A 24,987-nucleotide genomic window follows, 5' to 3' on the forward strand; every position below is an offset into this window, starting at 1 on the left:
GCGGCTCAGGGGTCGACCACCAGCCGATAGCCCATGCCCGACTCGGTGAGGAGGTGGCGCGGAGCGCCGGGGTCGGCCTCGAGCTTCTTTCGCAGCTGCGACATGTACAGCCGCAGATAGCCCGAGTCGCTCACCTGCTCGCTCGCCCAGATCTCCTTCAGCAGGGTCTGGCGGGTCACGAGGGCGCCCGGGTTCTTCGCGAGGAACTCGAGCATCTGCCATTCGGTGGGGGTCAGGTGCACGCGCGCGCCGGCGCGGGTGACGTCGCGCGCGGCGAGGTCGACCACGACATCGCCGAATCGCACGAGGGGCGCCGAGGTTCCGGCCGCGGCGGCGGCGCGTCGGCCGAGGGCGCGCAGCCGGGCGAGCAGCTCGTCGATCTGGAAGGGCTTGGTCACGAAGTCGTCTGCTCCGGCGTCGAGCGCCTCGACCTTGTCGGCCGAACCGGTGCGCCCCGACACGACGATGATGGGCGCCGTCGTCCAGCCGCGCAGCGCGTGGATCGCCTCGACGCCGTCGAGCCGGGGCATCCCGAGATCGAGCACGACGATGTCGGGTCGCTCCTGTGCGGCGAGGGTGATGGCGGCTGCGCCGTCTGCGGCGGCCACGACGTCATAGCCGTGTGCGGCCAGGGTGATGCGCAGCGCACGGACGAGCTGCGGATCGTCATCGGCGATCAGCACCTTCACGAGACGGCCCCATCCAGGACGGATGCCGCAGCCACCGGCAGTGCGATGACCATCGTGAGCCCGCCGCCGGGGGTGTCCTCCGGGGTCAGTTCGCCGCCCATGCCCTCGGTGAATCCCTTCGAAAGCGCTAGCCCGAGCCCGAGCCCCATGGTGTTGTCGACATCGCCGAGTCGCTGGAACGGCGCGAAGATGTCGTCGCGGCGCTCGGGCTCGACTCCGGGCCCGCGATCGATGACGCGGATCTCGGATACCCCGCCCAGACGGCTCGTGGTCACGCGGACGCGCTCGCCGCGTGGGCTGTGCCGGTGCGCGTTCGCGAGGACGTTGACGAGCACCCGCTGCAGCAGGACGGCGTCGGCGAGGACCGCGGGCAGCTCGGCGTCGAGGTCGAGTTCGACTTCTTCGGGGCCGAGCCCGAGTTCGGCCAGAGAGGCCAGGACGACCGCCGCCGCGTCCGTCGGCGCCAGCGAGACGGCGAGCACGCCGGCCTGCACCCGACTGACGTCGAGCAGGTCGGTGACCAGGGCCGAGAGGGTGGCCAGGCTCTCGTCGGCGGTTTCGAGCAACTCACGGCGATCGTCAGCAGACAGTGCTGATCCTGCGGCGCGGAGGCCGCCGATCGCGGCGACCGCGGCGGCGAGAGGGCGGCGCAGGTCGTGGCTGACCGCCGAGAGCAGCGCGGTACGCACCTGGTCGGTCGCGGCGAGCACGCCCGCTTCGCGGGCCGTCTCGGTGAGGTCGGTGCGTTCGAGGGCGGCGGCGAGCTGCGCGACGATGACGTCGAGGAGCCGGCGCTCCGATGCATCCAGATCGCCACCGTGCCTCTGCAGACCGTGCAGCTCCAGCGTCGCGCGCGGCGCAGCGTCGGTGCCGACCGGGATGCGGATCACCCGCCCGTCGGGCACGGGCTCTCCGTCGGCGGCGAGCACCTCGCCATCTGGTGCGACGAGGCGCACTCCGGTCATCGAGAACGCCTCGCGGGTGCGTCCGATCAGGGCAGGAACCGCGCTCTCGCCCCGCAGCACGCTGCCGGCGACCGTGGCGATCAGCTCGGACTCGGCCGCCGAGCGGCGGGCGGCGCGCGACCGGCGGGCGGCCTGGTCGACGATCCAGCTGACGAGGATCGCGATGACGACGTAGAGCGTGAGCGCGAGGGCGTGCAGCGGGTCGGCGATCGTGATCGTGTAGAACGGCTCGACGAACAGGTAGTCGAGCGTCAGCCCCGACAGCACCGCGGCGAACAGCGCCGGCCAGATTCCGCCGACGAGGGCGACGACGACGACCAGCAGCTGGTAGGCGAGCACGTCGGAGGTGATAGAGGCATCGCTGCGCACCGAGACGAGCAGCCACGACAGCAGCGGTCCGCCGACCACGGCGAGCACGAACCCGAGCACGCGACGCGTGACGCTGAGCGCCCCGCCTCTGATCCGGGGCAGGGCGAAGCGGCCGCCGGCCGCAGCGTGGGTCACGATGTGCACGTCGATATCGCCCGATTCGCGGACGACCGTGGCCCCGATGCCGGGGCCGGTGACGGCGGCGGCGAAGCGTCCGCGACGGCTCACCCCGATCACCAGCTGCGTCGCGTTCACGCCGCGGGCGAAGGCGACGAGCGACCGGGGCACATCGTCGCCGACCACCTGGTGATACGAACCGCCGAGCGATTCGACCAGGGCGCGCTGCGATGCGAGGGCCTCGGGGGCGCCGGCGCGCAGGCCGTCCTGGCTTGAGACGTGTACCGCCATGAGCTCGCCGCCGGCGGCGCGCGACGCGATCCGGGCGCCGCGCCGGATCAGCGTGTCGCCCTCCGGGCCGCCGGTGAGCGCCACGACGACGCGCTCGCGGGCACGCCACGATCCCTGGATGCCGTGCTCGGCGCGGTACGAGTTGAGCGCCGTGTCGACCTCGTCGGCGAGCCAGAGCAGGGCCAGTTCGCGCAGGGCCGTGAGGTTGCCGATCCGGAAGTAGTTCGACAGTGCGGCGTCGACCCGCTCGGCGGGGTACACGAAGCCGGCGGCGAGGCGGTCGCGGAGCGACTGCGGCGCGAGGTCGACGACCTCGATCTGGTCGGCGCTTCGGACCACCGCATCCGGAACCGTCTCGCGCTGCACGACACCGGTGATCTGCTCGACCACGTCGTTGAGCGACTCGATGTGCTGCACGTTGAGCGTCGTGATCACGTCGATGCCTGCCTCGCGGAGCGTCTCGACGTCTTCCCATCGCTTGGCATGGCGCGATCCGGGGGCGTTCGTGTGTGCGAGCTCGTCGACGAGCGCGACCTCGGGGGCACGGGCGAGGACCGCGTCGAGGTCCATCTCGCTCAGCTCGACCCCGCGGTGCGGCACGGCCCGGCGGGCGACCTCGGGCAGGCCGACCGCCTGCGCGAGGGTGGCCGCGCGCCCGTGCGTCTCGACGATCGCGATCACGACGTCGACGCCTTCGCCCTGCAGACGCCGGCCCTCTTCGAGCATCTCGTACGTCTTGCCGACGCCGGGAGCGGCCCCGAGGAGGACCCGCAGTCGCCCCCGCTTCATCTTCCGCTCCTAGCCTTGCAGCGCATCGAGCGCCAGGTTGAGCTCGAGCACGTTCACCCGCGGCTCGCCCAGGTAGCCCAGGTCTCGTGACTGAATCTTAGACTCCACGAGCGCGACGACCTCGGTGTCGGTGAGGCCGCGCTCGCGCGCGATGCGCGGTGCCTGGAGCAGGGCGTAGGCCGGGCTGATGTGCGGGTCGAGCCCAGACCCCGACGCGGTGAGGGCATCGGCCGGGATGCTCGAGGGGTCGACTCCCTCGAACGCGGCGATCGCCGCCCGGCGCTCGTCGATCGCCGAGACGAGATCGGCGTTCTCGGGGCCGAGGTTGCTGCCGCTCGAGGCTCCGCCGTCGTATCCGTCGCCCGCGGCCGACGGGCGGGGCTGGAAGTACCGGGGGAGCGGGTTGCCGTCGCTGTCGGTGAACGACTGGCCGATGAGCGCCGAGCCGACGGGCGTGCCGTCGGCGGCCACGACCATCGAGCCGTTCGCCTGCGAGGGCAGGAACGCCTGGCCGATGCCGGTGATCAGGAGCGTATAGCCGACCCCGAGGACGAGGGTGAACACGAGCATCGCGCGGACGGCGACGCCCGCCTGACGCAGTGTGGCGCGGGTGAGGGACATGGGATTCTCCTTGGAGGGTCAGAAGCCGGGGATCAGGCGCACGACGAGGTCGATGAGCCAGATGCCGATGAACGGGGCGATGACGCCGCCGAGTCCGTAGACGAGGAGGTTGCGGCTCAGGATGCTCGACGCACTCGCCGCGCGATACTTCACGCCGCGCAGCGCCAGTGGGATCAGCACGACGATCACGAGCGCGTTGAAGATGATGGCGCTCGTCACCGCCGATGCCGGCGAGTGCAGCTGCATCACGTTGAGGGCGGCCAGGCCCGGGAAGATCCCCATGAACATCGCGGGGATGATCGCGAAGTACTTCGCCACGTCGTTGGCGAGCGAGAACGTGGTGAGCGCGCCGCGCGTGATGAGCAGCTGCTTGCCGATGCGGACGATGTCGATGAGCTTGGTCGGATCCGAGTCGAGGTCGACCATGTTGCCGGCCTCCTTCGCCGCCGATGTGCCGGTGTTCATCGCCACGCCGACGTCGGCTTGCGCGAGCGCGGGCGCATCGTTCGTGCCGTCTCCGGTCATCGCGACGAGGTTGCCGCCCTGCTGCTCGCGCCGGATCAGCGCGAGCTTGTCTTCGGGCGTGGCCTCGGCGAGGAAGTCGTCGACGCCCGCCTCGGCGGCGATCGCCTTCGCGGTGAGCGGGTTGTCGCCGGTGATCATCACGGTGCGGATGCCCATGCTGCGGAGCTCGTCGAACCTCTCGCGCAGGCCGTCCTTGACGACGTCCTTCAGGTGGATGACGCCGAGCACCTGACCGCGGTCGTCTGTGGACGTTTCGTCTCGCTGCGCTCGCTCAACGACCGGTGGGCGAAGGGTCGCGACCACGAGCGGCGTCCCGCCCGATTGGGCGATCGCATCCGTCTTGCTGGTGAGCTCTGCGCGGGTCGTCGCGGGAAGGATGACACCGGATGCCTCGAGCCACGCCGTCACCGCCGAACCGGCACCCTTGCGGATCTGCGATCCGTCGGGGAGATCGAGGCCGCTCATGCGGGTCTGCGCGGTGAACGGAACGATCACGGCGCCGGCCGGCTCTTGCACCCGGATGCCGCGGCTCGCCGCGAGTTCGACGACCGACGTCCCCTCGGGGGTCGGGTCGGCCAGCGATGACAGGGCGGCGGTGCGGGTCAGGACGTCTTCGCGGACGCCCGGCATCAGGACGAAGTCGCTCGCACGGCGGTTGCCGTAGGTGATCGTGCCGGTCTTGTCGAGGAGCAGCGTGGTGACGTCGCCCGCGGCCTCGACGGCGCGACCGGACATCGCGAGCACATTGCGCTGCACGAGCCGGTCCATGCCGGCGATGCCGATCGCCGACAGGAGCGCGCCGATCGTCGTGGGGATCAGGCACACCAGCAGCGCGACGAGCACGGGGATGCTCACCGGAGCCGCCGCGTACGAGGCGATCGGGTTGAGGGTGAGCACGACGATCACGAACACGATCGACAGGCTCGCGAGCAGGATGTTCAGCGCGATCTCGTTCGGAGTCTTCTGGCGGCTCGCGCCCTCGACCAGGGCGATCATGCGATCGACGAAGGTCTCGCCGGGGCGTGAGGTGATGCGCACGACGACGCGGTCCGACAGCACCCGCGTCCCGCCCGTGACGGCGCTTCGGTCGCCGCCGGATTCGCGGATCACCGGCGCGGACTCGCCGGTGATCGCCGACTCGTCGACGGTTGCGATGCCCTGCACGATGTCGCCGTCGCCGGGGACGAGTTCGCCCGCCGACACGATCACCACATCCCCGAGCACGAGGTCGGAAGATGCGACCTCGGTCGTCGCGGCGCGGAGGGCCGCGGCATCCGTCCCCTCGTCGTAGTCGTCCACCCGGTGCGCCATGGTGCTCGTGCGTGTCTTGCGGAGACTCGCGGCCTGGGCCTTTCCGCGGCCCTCGGCCACCGCCTCCGCCAGGTTCGCGAAGATCACTGTGAGCCAGAGCCACACCGCGATGCCCGCCGTGAAGCCGGTCGGCACGGGCGTGCCTCCGGACGAGTCGGGGCCGCCGATGAACGGTTCCGCGATCGCGATCAGCGTCGTGAGGGCTGCGCCCACCCACACGAGGAACATGACGGGGTTGCGCCAGAGCTCGGCGGGGTTGAGCTTGCGCAGCGCGCCGGGGAGCGCCTGCAGGACCTGCGCTGCGGTGAACGCCCTGGTCGGCGGGGCGGCCGGCCGCGGCGAAGCGTCGCTCGTTGAGCGAGCGGAGCGAGACGAAACGTTCAGAGACATTTTCAGACGAGCCCTTCCGCCAGGGGACCCAGCGTCAGTACGGGGAAGTAGGTCAGTGCGGTGACGATGACCGCGACGCCGACGAGCAGTCCGACGAACTGCGGTCGATGCGTGGGGAGGGTTCCGGCCGTCGCCGGGACCGGCTCCTGCGCCGCCAGCGAGCCGGCGAGGGCCAGGACGAGCACGATCGGCACGAAGCGCCCGAGCAGCATTGCGACGCCGAGCGCGGTGTTCAGCCACGGGGTGTTGGCGGTCAGACCCGCGAACGCCGAGCCGTTGTTGTTCGCGGCAGAAGTGAACGCGTAGAGGACCTCGCTCAGCCCGTGCACGCCGGGGTTCCAGATCGAGACGGTCTCGACGTCGGACCGGATGCCGGGAATCGCGAAGCTGAGGGCGGTGCCGGCCAGCACGAGCATGGGCGTGACGAGGATGTAGAGGCTCGCCAGCTTGATCTCGCGTGGCCCGATCTTCTTGCCGAGGTACTCGGGCGTACGGCCGACGAGGAGCCCTCCGACGAACACCGCGATGACCGCGAGCACCAGCATCCCGTACAGTCCCGAACCCGTGCCGCCGGGGGCGACTTCGCCGAGCATCATGTTGACCATCGGCATCATGCCGCCCAGGGCCGTGAACGAGTCGTGCATCGAGTTGACCGCGCCCGTCGAGGTGAGGGTGCTCGCCCCCGCGAAGAGGGTCGAGCCGAGGATGCCGAAGCGCTGCTCCTTGCCCTCCATCGCGCCCCCCGCCGCCTGCGGCGCGCTCCCACTGCCGAGTGCCTCGAGCACGGACAGGGCTGTGATGCTGACGAGGAAGATCGTCGCCATGACGGCGAGGATCGCGTAGCCCTGACGGTTGTCGCCGACGATGCGGCCGAAAGCGCGGGGCAGGGCGAAGGGGATGGCGAGGAGCAGGACGATCTCGAGCACGTTCGTCCACGGCGTGGGGTTCTCGAACGGGTGCGCCGAGTTGGCGTTGAAGAATCCGCCGCCGTTCGTGCCGAGCAGCTTGATCGCCTCTTGCGAGGCCACCGGGCCGCCGGGGATCGACTGGGCTCCGCCGGTCAGGGTCGTGACATCGGTGAAGCCCGCGAAGTTCTGCACGACTCCGCCCGCGAGCAGGGCGATCGCCGCGATGACCGAGATCGGCAGGAGCAGCCGGAACGAGCCCCGCACGAGGTCGACCCAGAAGTTGCCGATCGTGGCTGCGCCGGTGCCGCTCCCGCGTGAGCCCCGGGCGGCGAAGCCGCGCACGAGCGCGATCGCGATGGCGATGCCCACGGCGGCAGAGACGAAGTTCTGCACCGCGAGGCCCGCGAACTGAACGGTGTAGCCCATCGTCAGCTCGGGCGAGTACGACTGCCAGTTCGTGTTCGTGACGAACGACACCGCCGTGTTGAACGCGAGGCCCTCGGGCACGGGCGGGAGTCCGAGAGAGGCGGGCAGCACCGCCTGGAAGCGCTGCAGGGCGTAGACGAAGAGCACGCCGACGACCGAGAAGACCAGGACCCCGCGGAGGTAGGCCTGCCATGTCTGCCCGGCCTTCGGGTCGACGCCGATGACGCGGTAGAGGGCCCGCTCCACGCGCCAGTCCTTCGGCGAGGTGTAGATGCGGGCGATCCCGTCGCCCAGTGGTCGGTAGAGGAGCGCCAGGATCAGGATGACCGTGGCGACCTGGAGGATGCCGAAGAGGATGGTCTGAGCATCCATCAGAACCACTCCGGCTTCACGAGTGCGATGACGAGGTACCCGATCGCGGCGAGTCCGAGGACGGCGGCGATGATCGAGAAGACGATCACAGCTTCTCGACCCCCTTTGCGACGAGGCCCACGATCGCGAAGAGCGCGAGGGTGGCGAGGAGGTAGATGAGATCGAGCACGGCGGACTCCTGCTGTGGGGTGCGGCGCCCGGGATTCCGGGCGCGTGCCCGGCGGGGCACAGCAGACGACTCAACTCCTGTTCGCCGGTCGCCCGGTCGGTCCTCACGCTTTCCATACGGCGCGAGCCCGGATGCCTACGGCTCCCGAACGATGAGGTTCGTCGCGCGCCGGTGAAGCCGCCGGGATCGAGTGCGCCGGGCGCGGCGCGCCGGGCGCTGAGCGCCTGGAGTCTCCCGGAGTTCGACTCTTCGCGGCGGCGAGGAGAGGTCAGGCCCGGGCGGCGGTCAGGCCGGGCGCGGGCGGGCGTCAGTCGGTGTGAGGAGCCTTCGGGGCCGGCTCGGGCGGACCGGCGGGGCGCGTGGCCCGCGCGTGATGCTGCTGCAGCGTGGCCTGACTCGGCAGTCCGGAGCGCTGCTGGCCGGGAAGCGGGCGCGAGCGGCGCCCGTAGATCAGCTCGGACGAGTCGAGGAGCCACGGCACGAGGTTGATCGAGACGCCGTGGATCAGCATGAGCTGGTTCGCGATGCGGCGGGCGCGGCGGTTGTGGAGGATCGCCTCCCACCAGTGCCCGACGATGTACTGCGGCAGGTAGACCGTCACGACGGCCGAGCCGTGCTTCTTGCGGTACTCCTTGATGAATCCGGCCACCGGGCTCGCGAAGGTGCGGTACGGCGAGTCGATGATCACGAGCTGCACGGGGATGCTGTGCTCGGTCCACTGAGCCTGCAGGTGCGCGGTCTCCTCTTTGTTGGTGGAGACGTGTACGGCGAAGGTCTTCTCGTGCTTCGCGGCGAGCGCATAGTCGATCGCCTTGACGATCGGCTTCTGCAGCCGGTTCACGAGGATCACGGCGACGTCGCCGCTCGAGCCGAAGTGCGTCTCGTCGTCGACCTCGATCTCGTGCTCGACGTCGCGGTAGTAGCGGTTGACCCCCACCATGAGCGTCGCGAGGATCGGGATCAGCAGGAACACCAGCCATGCGCCGTGCGTGAACTTCGTGATCGTGACGATGACCAGCACCAAGATCGTCAGCGCCGCACCGGCGGTGTTGATGACGAGTCCGTTCAGCGCCGATCGCCGTTCATACGCGGCGGATGCTTGAGCCGCCGCCTCGGCGGAAAGCCCGCGGAGGTTGCGCAGCGACCTCTTCCAGTGCCGCACCATCCCGATCTGGCCGAGCGAGAACGAGACGAACACGCCGATGATGTACAGCTGGATCAGGGTCGTGAGGTTGGCCTGGTACACGATCAGGACCGCGATCGCCGCCAGGCCGAGGATGATCATGCCGTTGGAGTAGACGAGGCGGTCGCCGCGCGTGTTCAGGCCCTTGGGGGCGTAGCCGTCGCGGGCGAGCACCGACCCCAGCAGGGGGAAACCGTTGAAGGCGGTGTTGGCCGCGAGCAGGAGCACCAGAGCGGTCGCCGCCTGGATGACGTAGAACGGGATCGACCCCATCCCGAACGTCGCGCTCGCCACTTGCGCCATCAGGCTCGGCTGGGGGTTGTTCGCGCAGTCGAACCCGATGAGGTCGCAGGGGTTCTCGGCGTAGTGCACACCCGACACGAGGGCGATCAGCGTGAGGCCGGCGAACAGGCAGATCGCGATGCCGCCCATGAGGGTGAGCGTCATCTGGGCGTTGCGGATCTTGGGCTTTCGGAACGCGGGCACGCCGTTGGAGACGGCCTCCACGCCCGTGAGGGCGGAGCATCCGCTGGAGAACGCACGAAGGATGAGGAGGATGACGGCGACCTGCCCGAGGTCTTGCGCCTCGACGCCGTATTGGGCGCTCGAGGCGATCGGCGGGTCGCCCAGCGCCATGCGCGCGAGACCGACGACGATCATGACGGCGACGGATCCGATGAACACGTACGTCGGGATCGCGAAGACGGTCGACGCCTCGCGCACTCCGCGCAGGTTGACGATCACGATGATGACGACGAAGAGGATCGCCAGCTCGACGCGCCACGAGTTCAGGAACGGCAGCGCCGAGATGATGTTGTCGACCCCGGAGGCGACCGACACCGCGACGGTCAGGACGTAGTCCACGAGGAGGGCGGATGCCACGACCACCCCGGGGATCTCGCCGAGGTTCTTCGACGCGACCTCGTAGTCGCCGCCGCCCGACGGATACGCCTTGATCAGCTGGCGGTAGCTCACCACGACCACGATGAGCAGCACGACGACGGCCGCGGCGATCCACGGGCTGAAGGCGAGGAACGCGAGCCCGCCCGTGAGCAGGATCATCAGCAGTTCCTGCGGTGCGTACGCCACCGACGAGAGGGCGTCGGACGCGAAGATCGGCAGGGCCATCTTCTTCGGCAGCAACTGCTCGTCGAGCTTCTCGCTGGTCAGCGGGTCGCCGATCAGCAGGCGCTTCGCTATCGGGGATTCGGCGATCGGAGACTCGTCTCCGGGTTCGCGGCTCTCATCTGCCACGGCGGGCGACACTACGCCTGTCCCGTCGCCTATGCAACGCGACGGGCTGTGCTTCACCGGATCGTCGCTGGATATTGGTACCTCGGTCAGGGTGATCGCCGGCTCGGCTCACGCGGAGGGAAGGGGCGCGAGCAGGTGCGATCGGAGCGTCGTGTCGGCGTACTCCGTCGGGTAGACCCCGCGTTCCTGGAGGAGCGGGATCACCTTCTCGGTGAACTCGTCGAGCCCCGTCGGGGTGATCGTGGGCACGAGGATGAATCCGTCGCTGCCGCGCGCCTGCACGAATTCGTCGAGGCGCGCGGCGATGTCGCCGGGGGTGCCGACGAACGGCGGTCGAGCATCCTTCGTGATGACCGCCTGGCGGATGCTGAGACCTTCGGCCTCGGCACGTTCATGCCAGGCCTCGGCGACGCCGCGCGTGTCGTGATGGATCGTCGCCCGGCCCTCGGCCAGCTGCGCGCCGGTGACGACCAGGTCGAGCGGGGGGAGCGGTCCGTCGGGGTCGAAGTCGCTGAGCTCGCGGCCCCACACCGCCTCGATCGTCCGCAGCGCCGTGGCCCCGCTGATCTGGGCGGAGCGCTCGTAGCGGTATCGCTCGTCGGCCTCACTCGGGGTGTCGCCGAGGACGAAGGTCGCACCGGGGAGGATCTTGAGGTCGTCGGGCTCGCGTCCGGCGGCGACGACGCGGGCCTTCACGTCTTCGTAGAACTCCTCGGCGGGCCCGGTCGTCGCGAACGGAGAGAAGATCGCGTCGGCATACCGGGCGGCGAAATCGCGACCTTCGGCCGAGACCCCGGCCTGCAGGATCACGGGCCGCCCCTGGGGGCTGGCGGGGGTGTCGAGGCGTGCGCGCACGTCGAAGAAGTCGCTCTCGTGCACGCTCTCGGCCCGCGTGCCGGCGTGCTCCCACAGCGCCCGTGCGAGCTCGACGAAGTCATCGGCGCGGCGATAGCGGTCGGCCGAGCCGAGGTACCCTCCGCGGCGGAAGTTCGCGCCGGTGAACGCGTCGTTCGTCGTCACGACGTTCCATCCCGCGCGTCCGCCGGACAGGACGTCGAGCGAGAGCAGCTGGCGCGCGAGCTCGAACGGCTCGTTGTAGGTCGTGTTCAGTGTGGCGACGAGCCCGACGCGCTCGGTGACGGCAGCGACGGCGGCGAGCACCGAGATCGAATCGGGTCGGCCGACGACATCCAGATCGTGGATGCGACCGGCGTGCTCGCGCACCCGCAGGCCCTCGGCGAGGAAGACGAAGTCGAACAGACCTCGCTCGGCCGTCCGCCCGAAATGCTCGAACGACGTGAAGTCGATCTGGCTGCCGGCCCGCGGGTCGGACCAGATGGTGGTGTTGTTCACCCCGGGGAAGTGGGCGGCCAGATGCACGCGGCGCTTGGCGGTCATGCGGTGATCCCTTCACGGACGTAGCGGCTGGCGGGCCTTATGAGCCCCAGGCGATCGCGGAAGGTTCCGCCGCGGCCCGAGCCGGTGCCGCGGACGGCCTCCGCGATGTCGCGGATCTCAGCGGGGATCCGGTCGAAGACGATGACCGCTCCGTCGGCGCCCGTCTCCTGTCTGATCGAGACCGCGCGCCCGGCGTCGCCGCGCGGTGAGGCCGAGGCGGGCAGCTCGACGATCACGGCGACACCCTCGCGGCCGACCGCGCGCACGGCATCCCTCGCCCGCGCGACCCCCGACGCGGAGACGCGGATGACGTCGGCCCGCGCCGCGGCGACGGCCAGAGCATCCTCGTCCTCGTCGTCGACCCTGAGTACGATCGGCGGCTGCCCCTGCGGGCTGCGCGGCACGATCGACGGCCCCTTGACGGAGAAGAATCGCCCCACGAAATCGATGTGGTGCACGCGGTCGCGGTCGATGAAGCGGCCCGTCTCGACGTCGCGGATCTCGGCGTCGTCCTCCCAGCTGTCCCAGAGGCGGCTGACGACGTCGATGACCTCGTCGGCCTCGGCCCACAGCGTGGCGTCGTCCTCGACGCCCTTGCGTCCGAAGAGGGCGGCGATGCGAGCATCCGTCTCGACTCCCGGCTGCCACCCGGCGCGACCGCGACTGACGAAATCGAGGGTCTGGATGACCTTCGCGACGTGGAACGGCTCGGTGTGGGTCGCGGTGATGACGGGAACGAGCACCGCGTGCCGGGTGCGGGGCGCGGCGAAGGTGGCGAGGGTGCCGGCATCCAGGAGCAGTGAGCCCTCCGGCGCGAGGTAGCCGTCGGTCAGGACGATGAAGTCGGCGGCGTCGGCGGCGAGGATCGCCTCGATCACGTGCTGAGGGACGGCTCCGGCGTTCGCGCCGGCGGGGAGCTCGACGCCGACGATGAGGGGCTGGAGGGGCTTTGCGAAGCAGCGGCTGATCTCTCCATCGTCGGCATACGGCCCGAAGGGCGCGATCGGCGTCCAGCCCTCGCGTTCGTACAGCGCGATCGCCTCGGGCTGCCTTGCCCCCGTCTGCAGGACGAGATCGAGGATGCCGCGGCTCCGCGCCACCTCTTCGAGCCCGGCGAGCAGCCGGGCCGCGAGCCCGGTGCGGCGATGGGTGGTCTCGATGAACACGCGCTTGACCTCGGCGTACGGGCCGGTGCGCTTGAGCGAGGCGGTTCCGACCGGCTCGTCGCCGTCGTAGGCGACGAGCGTCGCGATGACGTCGTCAACCTGCACGGGGGGCGGGGTCGTCGACCCGTCGCGCAGCAGGTCGGCGTAGCGCGGGTGCACGTCCTCGTCCATCCGGGCGCGCAGAGCGGTCGCGGCAGCGCCGTCCCAGCTCTCTTGGACGATGCGGATGCTCGACTCGGTCATCGTGCGACCTCCCGGTAGGCGGCGCCGAGGCGCCGGACGCCCTCGTGGATCTGCTCGGGCGAGGCCTGCCCGAACGACGTGCGCGCGTGCCGTGCGATGTCGGCGGCATCGGCATCCCCCCCCGCGCTGCCTGCCCGGGCGGCGAATTGGCTCCCCGGCAGGATCACCACGCCCGCGCGCGCAGCGGCGGCCGCGATGTCGTCGACGCTGACTGACTCGTCGACGAAACGGGGCCACGCGAACACGCCGCCGTCGGGGGCGCTCACCTCGATCGCGTCGCCCAGTTCGGCGCGCAGGGCGCCTTCGAGCACGACAGCTCGTTCGCGATACAGGGATGCTGCTGCCCCGACGAGTCCGTCGAAGAAGCTCGGCCGCGACACGAGCTCGGCGACGACGGCCTGCGTGAGCGTCGAGGCGTGCTGGTCGCCGCGGGCCCTGAGATCGAGCACACCGGGTCGCACCCACTCGGGCACGACCGCCCACCCGAGCCGGAGCCCCGGGCCGAACGTCTTCGAGAACGAGTTGACCCGGATGACCCGGTCGCTCGCGACGTCGAGGTCGGCGGGGCGTGCGCCGTGCCCGCGCAGCTCGGCATACGGGTTGTCGGAGACGACGACGAACCCGTACGTGTCGGCGAGCTCGACCAGGTGCGCGCGGCGCTCGGGCGAGAGCGTGCGACCGGTCGGGTTGTGGAAGTCGGGGACGGTGTAGAGCGCGCGGGGGCGAAGGCCCGCGCGCAGTCGCTCCTCGAGGACGTCGGTGCGGAGACCGTCGGCGTCGAGGGGGACGGGGTGGATCTCGGCCCCGGTCAGCTGCAGAGTCTTCACCGCCAGCGGGTAGACCGGGTTCTCGACGACCACGACATCAGCGGGGTCCACGGTCGCGAGGAACGACAGGCTCAGGCCGTGCAGGGCGCCGTTGGTGATGACGACGCGGTCGGCGTCGACGCCCTCCCGCTCGGCGATCCAGGCGCGGAGGGCAGGTGACCCCTGGTGCCCCGAGTAGTCGAGGACGGCGCTGCGCGCCGGCGACTCGAGCACGACGGCGGTCGCCGCGATGAGCTCCGCCCAGGGCAGGGCCTCGGCCGCAGGCGAGCCCCCGGCGAAAGAGATCGCCGTGATCGGAGAAGCGCCCAGCACCGCGCCGAAGGCGGACGGCGACGCGAGCCCGGCCACGCGGGCGGCCAGGGCGGGTGGGGCGAGGGGGGTCAGAACGTCAGTCATGGGTTCTTCCGGTCGTTTCGGGGGAGCGCGGATTCGGAGAAGCGGGGTCGGGGGCCGCCGGTTGGGCTTCGGTGGCTGTTTCGGCTCCGGCGGCGTGGGCTGAGGCGGATTCCGGAACGGCACCGGGCAGGGTGGGGTCGTCATCGTGGATGCCGAGGAACCCGTCGGGCGCCAGCAGGTCGAGCGGGTCGAAGGCGCGCTTCACCTCGCGCTGAAGCTCGATCTGCGTCGCGCCGAGCTCGTGTTCGAGCCAACCGCGCTTGAGGGACCCGATGCCGTGCTCGCCGCTGATCGTGCCGCCCATCGCGAGGGCGGCCCTGATGAGCTCGTCGGCGGCGATCGCGAGGCGGGCAGGCGGGCGGGTCTCGCCGCCACGCCGCGGTGTCGAGAAGCCGGGATGCAGGTTGCCGTCGCCGGCGTGCGCGACAGCCTGCACGGCCAGGTCGTGTCGGGTCGCGATGTCTTGGATCGTCGCGAGGATGTCGACAAGCTTCGACCGGGGGACGGCGATGTCTTCGCCGATCGACCAGTCGTCTCCCGAATACCCCCGGCCGGTGCGGCGGAGCTCGTAGTACCACGCGCCCGCCGCGTCATCCAGCACACGGACGGTCAGGCCGGCGGCGGCAAGGGCGTCGCCGAGAAGGTCGATCTCGACGCTCGCGCCCGGGCCGTCGGTCTGCACGAGCACGAGCCCGTCGCCGTGACGCGCGACGAGATCCGTCCCGCTGTGGGTGTCGATGTTCTCGAGGCTCGCGCGATCGAGCAGCTCGACGCACGACGGGCGTACCCCCGAGCCCGTCACGACGCCGACCGCGCGGCCCGCCTCGCGGAGGCTCGGCACCGACACCACCAGCGTCCGGACGTGGAGGGGCGCGGGCACGAGCCGGAGCGTGGCGCCGACGATGATGCCGAGGGTTCCCTCCGAGCCGACGAGCAGCGACGTGAGGTCGTACCCTGTGACGCCCTTGACCGACCGGTGACCGGTCTGCACGCGGCGCCCGTCGGCCAGCACGACGTCGAGGCCGAGCACGGCATCCCGCGTCACGCCGTATTTGACGCAGCGGAGGCCGCCGGCGTTCGTCGCGATGTTGCCGCCGATCGTCGACCACGCCGATGAGGCCGGGTCGGGCGCGTACATCAGGCCGTGCGCTCGGGCGGCCGCGTCGACGTGGTCGGTGATCGCACCAGGGCCGACGACGGCGACGTGATCGTCGACGTCGATGCGGATGCCGGTGAGGCCGGCCGTCGACAGGACGATGCCGCCCGCGGGGGCGGTCGCCGCGCCGGAGAGCCCTGTGCCCGCGCCCCGGACGACGAGCGGCACGCGGTGGCGCGTGGCCGCGCGTGCGATGGCCTGCACCTGCTCGATCGAGCGCGGTGTGACGACCGCGAAGGGCGGAGCGGCGGCGAGCGTGCGCGTGAGGTCGGACCGGTAGGAATCGATCGCGTCGGGCTCGGTGAGGATGTCGGCCGGATCGAGGGCAGCCGCGAGGTCGGCCAGGAGCTCGTGCGGGGCGATCACAGCACCGTCATCCAGAGCGGTGTCATCGACGATGGTCATGATGTCTCCTGCGGAGTCGAGGCGACCAGATCGAGGCCGACGGATGCGATCGTGGGGGCGCCGCACAGGATGAACGCCCGTCGGACGTCTTCGACCGTCTCGCGGGCCCATCGGGCGACGCCGTCTTCGCCGTCGGCCGCGAGGGCGGTGGCGATCGGACGCCCGACGAGCACCGCGTCCGCGCCGAGCGCGAGCGCCCGGACGACGTCTTCGCCGCGGCGGATTCCGCCGTCCACGAGTACCGGCACCGCCGAGCCGACCGCGGCGACGACCTCGGGGAGCGCGGCGGCCGTGGTGATCGAGCCCGCGAGCTGGCGCCCGCCGTGGTGATCGAGCCCGCGAGCTGGCGCCCGCCGTGGTTCGACACGACGATGGCGGCGGCTCCGGCATCCACGGCTCTCTGGGCGTCGTCCGCGCGGACGACGCCCTTCACGATGACAGGGAGCCCGGTCTTCGCCGCGAGCACGCCGATGTCGGTGGGCCCGAGGTCGGTCGCGGTTCCGAGGGCTGAACCCGATGGCAGATCGGCGAAGTTCGGAGGCGGTGCGTCACCGCTGAGGATCCGCCCGAGGCCTGCGCGGAACGGGAGCGTGTTGCCCACCGCGGGATGATCGACCGTGAGCACGAGGGCGGTCGCGCCGGCCGTGACCGCCCGTGCGAGGAAGCCGTCGATCAGGGTCCGGTCGTCGGGCACGTAGACCTGCTGCCAGAACGGCCCGCTGTGCACGGCGACATCGTCGAGGGCGACGGACGAGCCCGCCGACTGGACGAGGGGGATCCCGGCGGCGCGGAGCCCGCGGGCGGTCGCGATCTCGCCGTCCGGGTAGAGCAGGCCGTGACCGGCCCAGGGCGCCGCGATGACGGGCACCGGCGAGCGCAGGCCGAATAGGTCGATGCCGAGGTCGACCGTGGTGACATCGCGCAGTACGCGTGGACGCAGCGCGATGCCCTCCCACGCCTCGACGTTGGCCCGCACGGTCGCTCCGTCGGCGGGGCCGCCGTGGATGTAGGCCTCGATGACTTCTCGCACGTCGTCGGCTGTCGCGGTGACGCTCATACTGCCGCCCCCTCGGGAAGGGCCGCGACCAGCTCGCGCGTGTAGGCGTGCTGCGGGCGCAGGAAGACATCGTCGACAGGGCCGCTCTCAACGACCTGGGCGTCCTTCAGGACGATGACCCGATCGGCGATGTGGTGGATGACGCCGAGGTCGTGCGAGACGAAGACGAGCGACGTGCCGCGCTCGGCCTGGATCTCGGCGAGCAGGTCGAGCACTTCGGCCTGCACCGAGACGTCGAGCGCGCTCGTGGGCTCGTCGCACACCAGGATCTCGGGCTCGGGCGCCAGCGCGCGGGCGATCGCGACACGCTGGCGCTGCCCGCCGGACAGCGAGCGGGGATGCCGCGACAGCACCGATTCGTCGAGTCGCACGCGATCGAGCAGTCGGACGGCGCGGCCACGCACCTCGGCGGCGGGAAGACGCAGGTGCAGCGTCGACTCTGCGATGATCCGGCCGACGGTCCAGCGCGGGTCGAACGACGACAGCGGATCCTGCGAGATGAGCTGGACGTGACGGCGGCGCGGACGGCGCTCGCGCTCGGAGAGCGCCGTCCACGGCCGCCCGAGGATGTCGACCTCGCCGGAGTCCGGGGTGAGGAAGCCCAGGAGCAGGTTCACGACCGTGCTCTTGCCCGAACCGGATTCGCCGACGATCCCCAGCGTCTCGCCTCCGGCGACCGTGAACGAGACGTCGTCGACCGCGACGTGACGCTCGTGGCGCCCGTCGCCGAACGACTTCGTCAGGCCACGGGCCTCGAGCACGATGCGCTCCCCGTCGACACGGCGCGACGGGAGCGGCGCGCGCTCGCCGACGCGGGCCGCTTCGGCGGTGCGGGTCAGGCGCAGCCCGCGGGAATCGGCCGAGGGCACAGCATCCAGCAACGCGCGCGTATACGCCTCGCGAGGCGATTCGAGCACGTCACGCGTGGGACCGGATTCGACGACGACGCCGTCGCGCATCACGATGACCTGATCGGCTATGCCCGCGACGACCGCGAGGTCGTGCGAGATCAGGAGCAGCCCCGACCCCGCGGCGACCCGGGCAGCGAGGGTGTCGAGCACCTGGGCCTGCACCGTGACGTCGAGCGCCGTCGTCGGCTCGTCGGCGATGATCAGCTGCGGCTCCGCCGCGATCGCCGAGGCGATGAGCGCCCGCTGCCGCAGGCCCCCGGATAGCTGATGCGGGTACTGGCGGGCCCGCACCTCGGGGCGCGGCACCCCGACGTCGCCGAGCAGCTCGATCGTGCGCTCGTGCGTTCGGGTCCGCGGGACGACGCGATGCGTGTCGATCGCCTCGCCGATCTCGGCCCCGACGGTGCGGAGCGGATCGAGAGACACGAGAGCATCCTGCAGCACCATCCCGATCCGGCCGCCTCGGACCTCGCGCCACGCGTTCTCGGTGAAGGCCGTGGCATCGTCGCCCGTGATCTCGAGCTGTGCCGCCGTGACGCGCGAGGCGGGGCCGGCGAGCCCGAGCAGCGCGCGCGCCGTCACCGACTTGCCCGAACCCGACTCGCCGACGATCGCGACGCACTCGCCGGCGTGGACGGTGAACGATACGCCGCGCACCGCGGGAGTCCAGGTCGCACGGCGTCCGCGACCGGACGAGAACTCGACCGTGAGGTCGCGGACCTCGACGAGGGGTGCGACGGATTCGGCGGTCATGCGTTTCTCCCATCCAGGCGCACCTGCAGCCAGCGGCCCAGGACGGTGAAGGCGATCACCGAACCGGTGATGAAGATCCCGGGGAAGAGCCCGGCCCACCAGGCGACCCTCAGCACATCGCGGGCCTCGGCCAGCATGACCCCCCATTCCGGGATCGGCGGCTGCGGGCCGAGGCCGAGGAAGCTCAGGCCCGACACGGCGAGGATCGACGTGCCGATATCGATCGCGGCCAGCACGGGGACGGCGGTGAGGGCGTTGGGGAGGACGTGCTCGCGCAGCACGGCCCAGCGTGAGCGCCCGTAGACGGCCGCGTGGGCGACATAGTCGGCCCTGGTGACGACGAACGTCTGGGCACGGACGATGCGTGCGTACAGCGGGATGCCGGCGATCCCGATCGCCACCGCGATGTTCCAGACGCCCGGGCCGGTGAAGGTCACGACCAGCATCGCGAGCAGGATCGCGGGAAAGGCCGAGATGACATCGAGTGAGCGCGTGAGCCCCTCGTCCATCGTGCGCCCCGTGCGGCCGGTGATGAAGGCGCCCGAGAGACCGGCCGCCATGCCGATGAGGGTGCCCAGGACGACCGAGAGGGAAGTCGCGGCCAGCCCGATCAGCACCGAGTAGCGCGCTCCGTAGGCGATGCGCGACCAGATGTCGCGCCCCAGCCGGTCGGTGCCGAACCAGTGCTCGGGTGACGGCGGCTTGAGCGATGCCGCGATATTCGTGGCGTACGGGTCGCTCGTCGCGAAGAACCCCGGCACCAGGACCAGGAGCACCAGGAGCGTGATGAACGACGTCGCCACGACCACGCGTACCGGCGGCCGAGGGCGGCGTCGCGCGGTGCGGACGACGGTCGGTGCGGGCAGAGCGGAAACCGCCTGGACGGAGGGCTCGAGGGTCGTGGTCATCGCGCACCTCGCAGGCGGGGATCGACGGCGGTGTAGAGGATGTCGAGCAGCGTCGAGACGACGACATAGACCAGGGCGGCCAGGAGCACGACCCCCAGCACGACCGGGACGTCCTTGTTCGTGACGGCCGAAAGGGTGACGGATCCGAGGCCGGGGCGCCCGAAGACCTGCTCGGTGATGACGGCGCCGCCGAGGAGCCCGCCCACGAGGGCGCCCGCGATCGTCATTCCGGGCAGCATCGCGTGACGCAGAGCGTGGCGCCAGATCACGAGCGTCTCGCGTACACCGCGTGCGCGCACCGAGACGATGAACGGCTCGTCCATCGTGCGCTGCATGGCTTCGCGCAGCACCTGGCTCAAAAGGCCGGCGGCGGGAAGGGCGAGGGCGATCGTGGGCAGGACGAGCGATTGGATGCCGTTGCCGCCCGCGACGGGGAAGAGCTTGAGTGCGAACGAGAACACCATCAGCAGGAGCAGACCCGACCAGAAGACCGGGATCGACACGAAGATGAGCTCGACCGTCGACAGCGACGCCCGGAGCCGCGGGCGACGACCGACCGTGAGCGTCGACAGGACGATCGCGAGGATCACGGCGAGCACTCCGGCAGCCACCGCCAGCGTGATCGTCGGGAGGATCTGATCGCCGATCACGCCGAGCACGGGCTGGCGCTGCACGTAGGACGTGCCGAGGTCGCCGACCGCGAGGCGCCCGAGGAAGGCGAGGTACTGATCCCACGCCGAGAGGTTCAGGTGCCACTCCGCGATGAGCGCCTCGCGCAGTGCGGGATCGTTGAGGTCTCCGGCGAGGATGTCGACGACCGAGCCGGGGACGAGCTGGAGAGTCCAGAAAGCGAGCGTCGCCGCCGCCCAGAGAACGACGATGCCCGACGCGATCCGTGTGACGAGGCGTCGCACGAACGGGTGGCGGCCACGCACGGCCGTCCTTCCCTCCCCCGATGCGGGGGAGGGAAGGACGTCGTTCGCCTGGATGGCGGCTGATGTCACGGCTGGATCCAGATGTCGTACGAGCTCGCCGGCGAGTCCAGCTGCGGCTCGAACGAGATGCCGCCGACGGTGCTCTTGGCCGCCACGGTGTACACCGGGTGGTAGAGCGGGATGTAGCGGGCGTCCCCGACGACGGATGCCTGAACAGCATCCAATGCCTTCTTGCGGGCGACGGGGTCGATCGTCGCCCGGCTCTCCGCGACGAGCGCGTCGAGGTCGGCGGTGACGTCCGTGGCCTTGGCGTAGAGGAACCCGCTGCTGGTGAAGATGCTGCGGAACAGGTTCGACGGGTCGGCGGTCGGGAGCGTGTTCGGGTATACCGTCCACGTCTGGCTCGCGAGTGCGTCCGAGAAGGCCGCGCCGGTGATGATCTGCACGTCGAGGTTCAGGCCGATGTTCTCCTTGAGCTTGGCCTTGATGCCCTGCAGCAGCACGTCGCGCTCGTCGCGGACGTACGGCTCGGGGTAGCCGACGACGATCGTGAGGCGCTCGCCGTCCTTCGTGCGGTAGCCGTCGCTGTCGCGGCCGGTCCAGCCGGCCTCGTCCAGCAGTTTGTTCGCGCCGTCGACGTCATTGCCCCACGTGCCGACGAGGTCCTTGTCGAAGTACGGGCTGTCGGGCCCGACGCTCGAGTAGGCGCGCTGGACGGTGCCCTGGTACTGGCCCTGGATGAGCGCGTCGAGGTCGAAGCCGTCACGCAGCGCCTGGCGTACGCGTACGTCGTTCGCGGGCGCGATCCTCGTGTTGATGTTGAGGCTGAACGCCGTGCCGGTCGTCGGGCCGGTGAGGTACTGGAAGCCGTCGACGTCCTTGAACAGCGACGTGTCGGTGACCTGGACGTTCTCGATGATGTCGACCTGGCCGGCCGACAGCGCGCCCGAGCGGACGGTCGCCTCCGGCAGGTAGCGGTACGTCACGGTGTCGAGATACGCGGGCCCCTGGTGCTGTGCGTAACCGGGCGCCCAGTCGTAGTCGGCGCGCTTGGCGAACGAGATCTCCTGGCCGGCCTTCCAGTCGGCGACGGTGAACGGACCGGTGCCGACGAGGTCGGCGGTGGGCTGGCACAGGTCGCCGGAGGCCGCGAGTGAGGCGGGGGCGAGGATCGCGGCGCCGATCGAGGCGACGGAGTCGAGGAACGCCGCGTCGGGCTGCTTGAGGGTGACGACGAGTGTCGTGTCGTCGGTCGCTTCGGACGAGGCGTACGCGACGAAGCCGGTGCGCGCATTGAGCGTCGAATCGGCGGCCACGAATCGGTCGTAGTTCTCTTTGACGATGGATGCCGTCAGGGGCGTGCCGTCCGAGAAGGTCACGTCGTCGCGCAGTGTGAAGGTGTAGACCGTCTCGTCGTCCGAGATCGTCCACGACTTCGCGAGCCAGGGCGTGTACTCGCCGGACGTGTCTTTCCCGACGAGGGATTCGGCGAAGTTGCGGATGATCGGGTACGAGTTCTGCTGGCCCGAGCGCTGCGGGTTGTAGCAGACGGGCTCGACGCTCACGCCCCACGTGACGGTTCCGCCCGCCACGGGAGTGGCGGCGGACGACGCGCCCGGGTCGGCGGAGCCGCCGGTCGCGCAACCGGCGAGGGCGAGCGCGGCGGCCACGGCGAGTGCCGCAGCGCTGAGGTGGCGGCGGCGCCGCGACGGGGTCTGGAAGGTCATTGCAGTTCTCTCTTGTCGTTCGGTTGGTGGAGGGGGTGCCTCACGCGTCCACGGGGACGCGCGATTCTGTGCGGCGGGAAAGGGCAGTGCGGGACAGGGCGCCGACGAGTCCATCGGCGACCCACCGGGTCTCTTCGAGGTTGGGGAAGCCGGAGACGATGAACTCCGAGATCCCGACCCGCGCGTATTCGGCGAACCGGTCGGCGACGTGGTCGAAACCGCCCACGAATCCGAGCGCGGGACCGCCGGCGACGAGCCCGAAGCCGCCCCAGACGTTCGGCGCGATCCAGAGCGAGTCGGGGCGCCGCAGGTCGGCATCGTTCAGATGGGCCTGGCCGCGCTGCTGACCCACCGACTGACGCGAGAGGAGCTGAGTGCGCGACTGCGCGAGCTGCTCAGGGGTCGCGCCGTCCAGGAGGGCGAGGGCCGCGCGCTCGGCCTCGGCGTCGGTGTCGCGTACGAGGATCCATGAGCGTACGCCGAACCGCACGGTGCGGCCCTGGGCGGCGGCGAGGGAGCGGATCCACTCCACCTTCTCAGCGAGCTGGTCGAGCGGCTCGAGCCACGACAGGTACACGTCGGCATGCGCCGCAGCCACGGTCCCGGCGTACTCCGACGAGCCGCCGAACCACACTTCGGGTGCAGGCGGGAGGCCGTCGCCGCTGCGAGGACGCGCGAGCTTTCCGTCGCGGACCCTGTAGTGGCGACCGTCGCGGTTCACCGTCTCGCCCCGGAAGAGCGCGCCGTAGATGTCGAGGAACTCGCCCGTGCGGGCGTACTGGTCTTCCTTGTCGCCGAAGTCTCCGTGCAGCCACGCCTCGGCGCCCGGTTCTCCGGTGACGACGTTCAGGGCGAGCCGGTCGCCGGAGAGTCGCTGCAGGGTCGCCGCGCGGTGCGCCGCGTACGCCGGGGTCGTGGTGCGCGGGTGCTGCGCGACCAGGAAGCGGAGGTCGCGGGTCACCCCGGCCAGCGCTGCAGCCACGATCCAGGGATCCTCGCAGTACGACCCGGTCGGAATGAGCACCGAGTCGAAGCCCGCCTCCTCGACGGCGAGGGCGACCTGCGTCAGATACGAGAGCGAGGGGCGGCGGAACGGCGCACCGGCCGGCTCGCCGTCGACCGGGTACACGTTGGTGCCCCCGCGCAGCGTGTCACGCGACTCTCCGGCGGTCGGCAGGTACCAGTGCAGTCCGAGGCTGCTCGTGCTCATCGCTAGGGGTCTTCCGCGCCGGGTGATGGATCAGGACGAGATCCAGGCTCGCCGCTTCGCCGAGCGCGCGGCGGCCGGCACGTCACCGCCGGTCATGGACCGTCACGCGGGTTCACGCGGCAACACAATTCGTCACACGCCCGTGCGCCGGGCCGGATTGCACGACCCCCGGGCCGCCCGTCAAGGCACCGGGATACTCCGGGTCAGCCCAGGAATTCCTTCGCGGCCACGACGAGTGCATCGATGCCGCGGCTGAGCGTCGGCTGCAGCACCGGGGCGAAGAACGGGGAGTGGTTGGTCGGCACGTCGCGGTCGAGGGTGCCGGCGGCCGCAGCATCCGCGAATCTCTGCGGATCCACCCCACCCCAGAACCAGTACACGAGCGGCACTCCGGCTTCGCGCGCGAACCACGACACGTCTTCACTGCCGGTGAACATGCCGGGGTCGACCACGGAGCCGTCGCCGAACGCGCTCTCGAAAGCCGCAGTCAGGCGGGCCGTCGCGGCCGCATCGTTGATCGTGGGCGGCAGGGTGTGGTCGGTGACGATCTCGGGCTGGCGTTCGGCCCCGGATGCCGCGGCCTCCGCCCGCACGACGCGCTCCACCTTCTCGAGCACGCGTGCGCGGGCCGCGTCGTCGGGATAGCGGAGGCTCAGTTCGAGCTTCGCCTCGGCGGGGATGATGTTGTTCTTGAGCCCGGCGTGGATCGAACCGACGGTGACGACCGCCACATCGCGGGGGTCGACCTCGCGCGAGACGATGGTCTGCAGCCGCATCACGGTCGCGGCGGCCATCACAACCGGATCGATCGTCGAATGCGGGCGCGAGCCGTGCCCGCCGCGGCCGAAGAGCGTCACCGTGAGGCCGTCGGATGCGGCCATCTGCGTGCCGGGGCGCACCCCGATCACGCCGGCGGGGAGTGGAGTGACGTGCTGGCCGAGCACGATGTCGGGGCGGGAGAAGCGGTCGAGCACGCCGTCGGCGATCATGGCCTGGGCTCCGGCGCCGTACTCCTCGGCGGGCTGGAAGACGACGACGATCGTGCCCGACCATTCGTCCTTCGTGTGCACGAGCTTCTCGAGGGCTCCGAGCATCGCGGTCACGTGCATGTCGTGCCCGCACGCGTGCATCACCGGCACGTCGTTGCCTGCGGGGTCGGTGCCGCGCGCCGTGCTCGCGTACTCGAGGCCCGTCTGCTCGTGGACGGGGAGCGCATCCATGTCGGCGCGCAGCCACACCGTCGGTCCGTCACCGTTGCGGATCACCGCGGCGATGCCCGTCTTGCCGATGCCCTCTTCGAACTCGATGCCGAGTTCCGCCAGGGTCGCGGCGATGACGCCCGCGGTGCGCGTCTCCTGGAACGAAAGCTCGGGATGCCGATGCAGGTCGATGTAGAGCGCTTCGAGGTCGATCGTCATGCCCCGAGCCTACTTGCGCTCCGTCTCGGGTCGGGGGTCATCTGACCTCAGGCGTATGCCCGGCCGAAGAAGTGCCGTGCATGTCGGAGAAGCAGTGC

Annotated in this window: 19 protein-coding genes and 1 pseudogene; all 20 read right to left on the reverse strand. The window is 70.8% G+C overall.

The annotated features are described in order from the left end of the window. Positions 1-5 precede the first annotated feature (5 nt). Positions 6-689, reverse strand: a complete 684-nt coding sequence (locus F6B43_RS14500; RefSeq protein WP_150449704.1) for a response regulator — start codon at positions 687-689, stop codon at positions 6-8. Then, the gene (locus F6B43_RS14505; protein WP_150449705.1) at positions 686-3,220 is read right to left on the reverse strand and encodes a DUF4118 domain-containing protein; all 2,535 of its coding nucleotides are present in this window, start codon (positions 3,218-3,220) and stop codon (positions 686-688) included. The genes F6B43_RS14500 and F6B43_RS14505 overlap by 4 nt, the downstream gene beginning before the upstream one ends. A 9-nt stretch (positions 3,221-3,229) precedes the next feature. Beyond that, complete coding sequence (gene kdpC / locus F6B43_RS14510; protein WP_150449706.1) at positions 3,230-3,841, reverse strand: potassium-transporting ATPase subunit KdpC; 612 nt, start codon at positions 3,839-3,841, stop codon at positions 3,230-3,232. An 18-nt stretch (positions 3,842-3,859) separates the two neighbouring features. Then, positions 3,860-6,067 carry a potassium-transporting ATPase subunit KdpB gene (gene kdpB, locus F6B43_RS14515; RefSeq protein ID WP_150449707.1) on the reverse strand — a complete coding sequence of 736 codons (2,208 nt, stop codon included), beginning with the start codon at positions 6,065-6,067 and terminating at the stop codon, positions 3,860-3,862. 2 nt (positions 6,068-6,069) lie between these two features. Next, on the reverse strand, positions 6,070-7,773 hold the full coding sequence (kdpA, locus tag F6B43_RS14520) for a potassium-transporting ATPase subunit KdpA (RefSeq protein ID WP_150449708.1): 1,704 nt from the start codon (positions 7,771-7,773) through the stop codon (positions 6,070-6,072). Continuing rightward, a complete protein-coding gene (locus F6B43_RS14525) occupies positions 7,773-7,862 on the reverse strand; it encodes a potassium-transporting ATPase subunit F (protein WP_150449709.1) in 90 nt (29 codons plus the stop codon). The genes kdpA and F6B43_RS14525 overlap by 1 nt, the downstream gene beginning before the upstream one ends. Further along, the gene (locus tag F6B43_RS19640; RefSeq protein ID WP_170285675.1) at positions 7,859-8,002 is read right to left on the reverse strand and encodes a hypothetical protein; all 144 of its coding nucleotides are present in this window, start codon (positions 8,000-8,002) and stop codon (positions 7,859-7,861) included. The genes F6B43_RS14525 and F6B43_RS19640 overlap by 4 nt, the downstream gene beginning before the upstream one ends. A gap of 247 nt (positions 8,003-8,249) precedes the next feature. Next, positions 8,250-10,391 carry an APC family permease gene (locus tag F6B43_RS14530; RefSeq protein WP_150449710.1) on the reverse strand — a complete coding sequence of 714 codons (2,142 nt, stop codon included), beginning with the start codon at positions 10,389-10,391 and terminating at the stop codon, positions 8,250-8,252. Between the two features lie 96 nt (positions 10,392-10,487). Further along, positions 10,488-11,777, reverse strand: coding sequence for an LLM class flavin-dependent oxidoreductase (locus F6B43_RS14535; RefSeq protein ID WP_150449711.1), 1,290 nt, complete (start codon positions 11,775-11,777; stop codon positions 10,488-10,490). Further along, complete coding sequence (locus F6B43_RS14540) at positions 11,774-13,186, reverse strand: LLM class flavin-dependent oxidoreductase (protein WP_150449712.1); 1,413 nt, start codon at positions 13,184-13,186, stop codon at positions 11,774-11,776. Before F6B43_RS14540 ends, F6B43_RS14535 begins: the two co-directional genes overlap by 4 nt. After that, positions 13,183-14,409, reverse strand: coding sequence for an aminotransferase-like domain-containing protein (locus tag F6B43_RS14545; RefSeq protein WP_170285676.1), 1,227 nt, complete (start codon positions 14,407-14,409; stop codon positions 13,183-13,185). Before F6B43_RS14545 ends, F6B43_RS14540 begins: the two co-directional genes overlap by 4 nt. Next, a complete protein-coding gene (locus tag F6B43_RS14550) occupies positions 14,402-15,970 on the reverse strand; it encodes an FAD-binding oxidoreductase (RefSeq protein WP_150449714.1) in 1,569 nt (522 codons plus the stop codon). The genes F6B43_RS14545 and F6B43_RS14550 overlap by 8 nt, the downstream gene beginning before the upstream one ends. Beyond that, positions 15,967-16,218 carry an alpha-hydroxy-acid oxidizing protein gene (locus F6B43_RS20070; RefSeq protein ID WP_425486849.1) on the reverse strand — a complete coding sequence of 84 codons (252 nt, stop codon included), beginning with the start codon at positions 16,216-16,218 and terminating at the stop codon, positions 15,967-15,969. Before F6B43_RS20070 ends, F6B43_RS14550 begins: the two co-directional genes overlap by 4 nt. An 80-nt stretch (positions 16,219-16,298) precedes the next feature. Continuing rightward, positions 16,299-17,027: pseudogene (locus F6B43_RS20075) on the reverse strand (alpha-hydroxy acid oxidase); the annotation flags it as partial. Next, positions 17,024-18,691, reverse strand: a complete 1,668-nt coding sequence (locus F6B43_RS14560; protein WP_150449716.1) for a dipeptide ABC transporter ATP-binding protein — start codon at positions 18,689-18,691, stop codon at positions 17,024-17,026. The gene F6B43_RS14560 and the pseudogene F6B43_RS20075, both read right to left, overlap by 4 nt. Further along, positions 18,688-19,599, reverse strand: coding sequence for an ABC transporter permease (locus F6B43_RS14565; protein ID WP_150449717.1), 912 nt, complete (start codon positions 19,597-19,599; stop codon positions 18,688-18,690). The genes F6B43_RS14560 and F6B43_RS14565 overlap by 4 nt, the downstream gene beginning before the upstream one ends. Beyond that, positions 19,596-20,603 (reverse strand): ABC transporter permease, encoded by a 1,008-nt coding sequence (locus F6B43_RS14570; RefSeq protein WP_246159977.1) that lies wholly within the window; start codon positions 20,601-20,603, stop codon positions 19,596-19,598. Before F6B43_RS14570 ends, F6B43_RS14565 begins: the two co-directional genes overlap by 4 nt. Continuing rightward, complete coding sequence (locus F6B43_RS14575) at positions 20,600-22,261, reverse strand: ABC transporter substrate-binding protein (RefSeq protein WP_150449718.1); 1,662 nt, start codon at positions 22,259-22,261, stop codon at positions 20,600-20,602. Before F6B43_RS14575 ends, F6B43_RS14570 begins: the two co-directional genes overlap by 4 nt. 40 nt (positions 22,262-22,301) lie before the next feature. Next, a complete protein-coding gene (locus tag F6B43_RS14580) occupies positions 22,302-23,471 on the reverse strand; it encodes an LLM class flavin-dependent oxidoreductase (protein WP_150449719.1) in 1,170 nt (389 codons plus the stop codon). A gap of 203 nt (positions 23,472-23,674) precedes the next feature. Continuing rightward, positions 23,675-24,889, reverse strand: coding sequence for an amidohydrolase (locus tag F6B43_RS14585; protein WP_150449720.1), 1,215 nt, complete (start codon positions 24,887-24,889; stop codon positions 23,675-23,677). Positions 24,890-24,987: the final 98 nt, after the last annotated feature.

The sequence above is a fragment of the Microbacterium rhizomatis genome (genome assembly GCF_008710745.1).
GTDB lineage: Bacteria > Actinomycetota > Actinomycetes > Actinomycetales > Microbacteriaceae > Microbacterium > Microbacterium rhizomatis.

Coding starts and splice junctions, on each gene's coding strand:
- F6B43_RS14560 (WP_150449716.1), bottom strand. CDS start 18,691: ATGACCGCCGAATCCGTCGCACCCCTCGTCGAGGTCCGCGACCTCACG.
- kdpB (WP_150449707.1), bottom strand. CDS start 6,067: ATGTCTCTGAACGTTTCGTCTCGCTCCGCTCGCTCAACGAGCGACGCT.
- F6B43_RS14565 (WP_150449717.1), bottom strand. CDS start 19,599: ATGACCACGACCCTCGAGCCCTCCGTCCAGGCGGTTTCCGCTCTGCCC.
- F6B43_RS14535 (WP_150449711.1), bottom strand. CDS start 11,777: ATGACCGCCAAGCGCCGCGTGCATCTGGCCGCCCACTTCCCCGGGGTG.
- F6B43_RS14580 (WP_150449719.1), bottom strand. CDS start 23,471: ATGAGCACGAGCAGCCTCGGACTGCACTGGTACCTGCCGACCGCCGGA.
- F6B43_RS14540 (WP_150449712.1), bottom strand. CDS start 13,186: ATGACCGAGTCGAGCATCCGCATCGTCCAAGAGAGCTGGGACGGCGCT.
- F6B43_RS14550 (WP_150449714.1), bottom strand. CDS start 15,970: ATGACCATCGTCGATGACACCGCTCTGGATGACGGTGCTGTGATCGCC.
- kdpA (WP_150449708.1), bottom strand. CDS start 7,773: ATGGATGCTCAGACCATCCTCTTCGGCATCCTCCAGGTCGCCACGGTC.
- F6B43_RS14505 (WP_150449705.1), bottom strand. CDS start 3,220: ATGAAGCGGGGGCGACTGCGGGTCCTCCTCGGGGCCGCTCCCGGCGTC.
- F6B43_RS14545 (WP_170285676.1), bottom strand. CDS start 14,409: ATGACTGACGTTCTGACCCCCCTCGCCCCACCCGCCCTGGCCGCCCGC.
- F6B43_RS14575 (WP_150449718.1), bottom strand. CDS start 22,261: ATGACCTTCCAGACCCCGTCGCGGCGCCGCCGCCACCTCAGCGCTGCG.
- kdpC (WP_150449706.1), bottom strand. CDS start 3,841: ATGTCCCTCACCCGCGCCACACTGCGTCAGGCGGGCGTCGCCGTCCGC.
- F6B43_RS14585 (WP_150449720.1), bottom strand. CDS start 24,889: ATGACGATCGACCTCGAAGCGCTCTACATCGACCTGCATCGGCATCCC.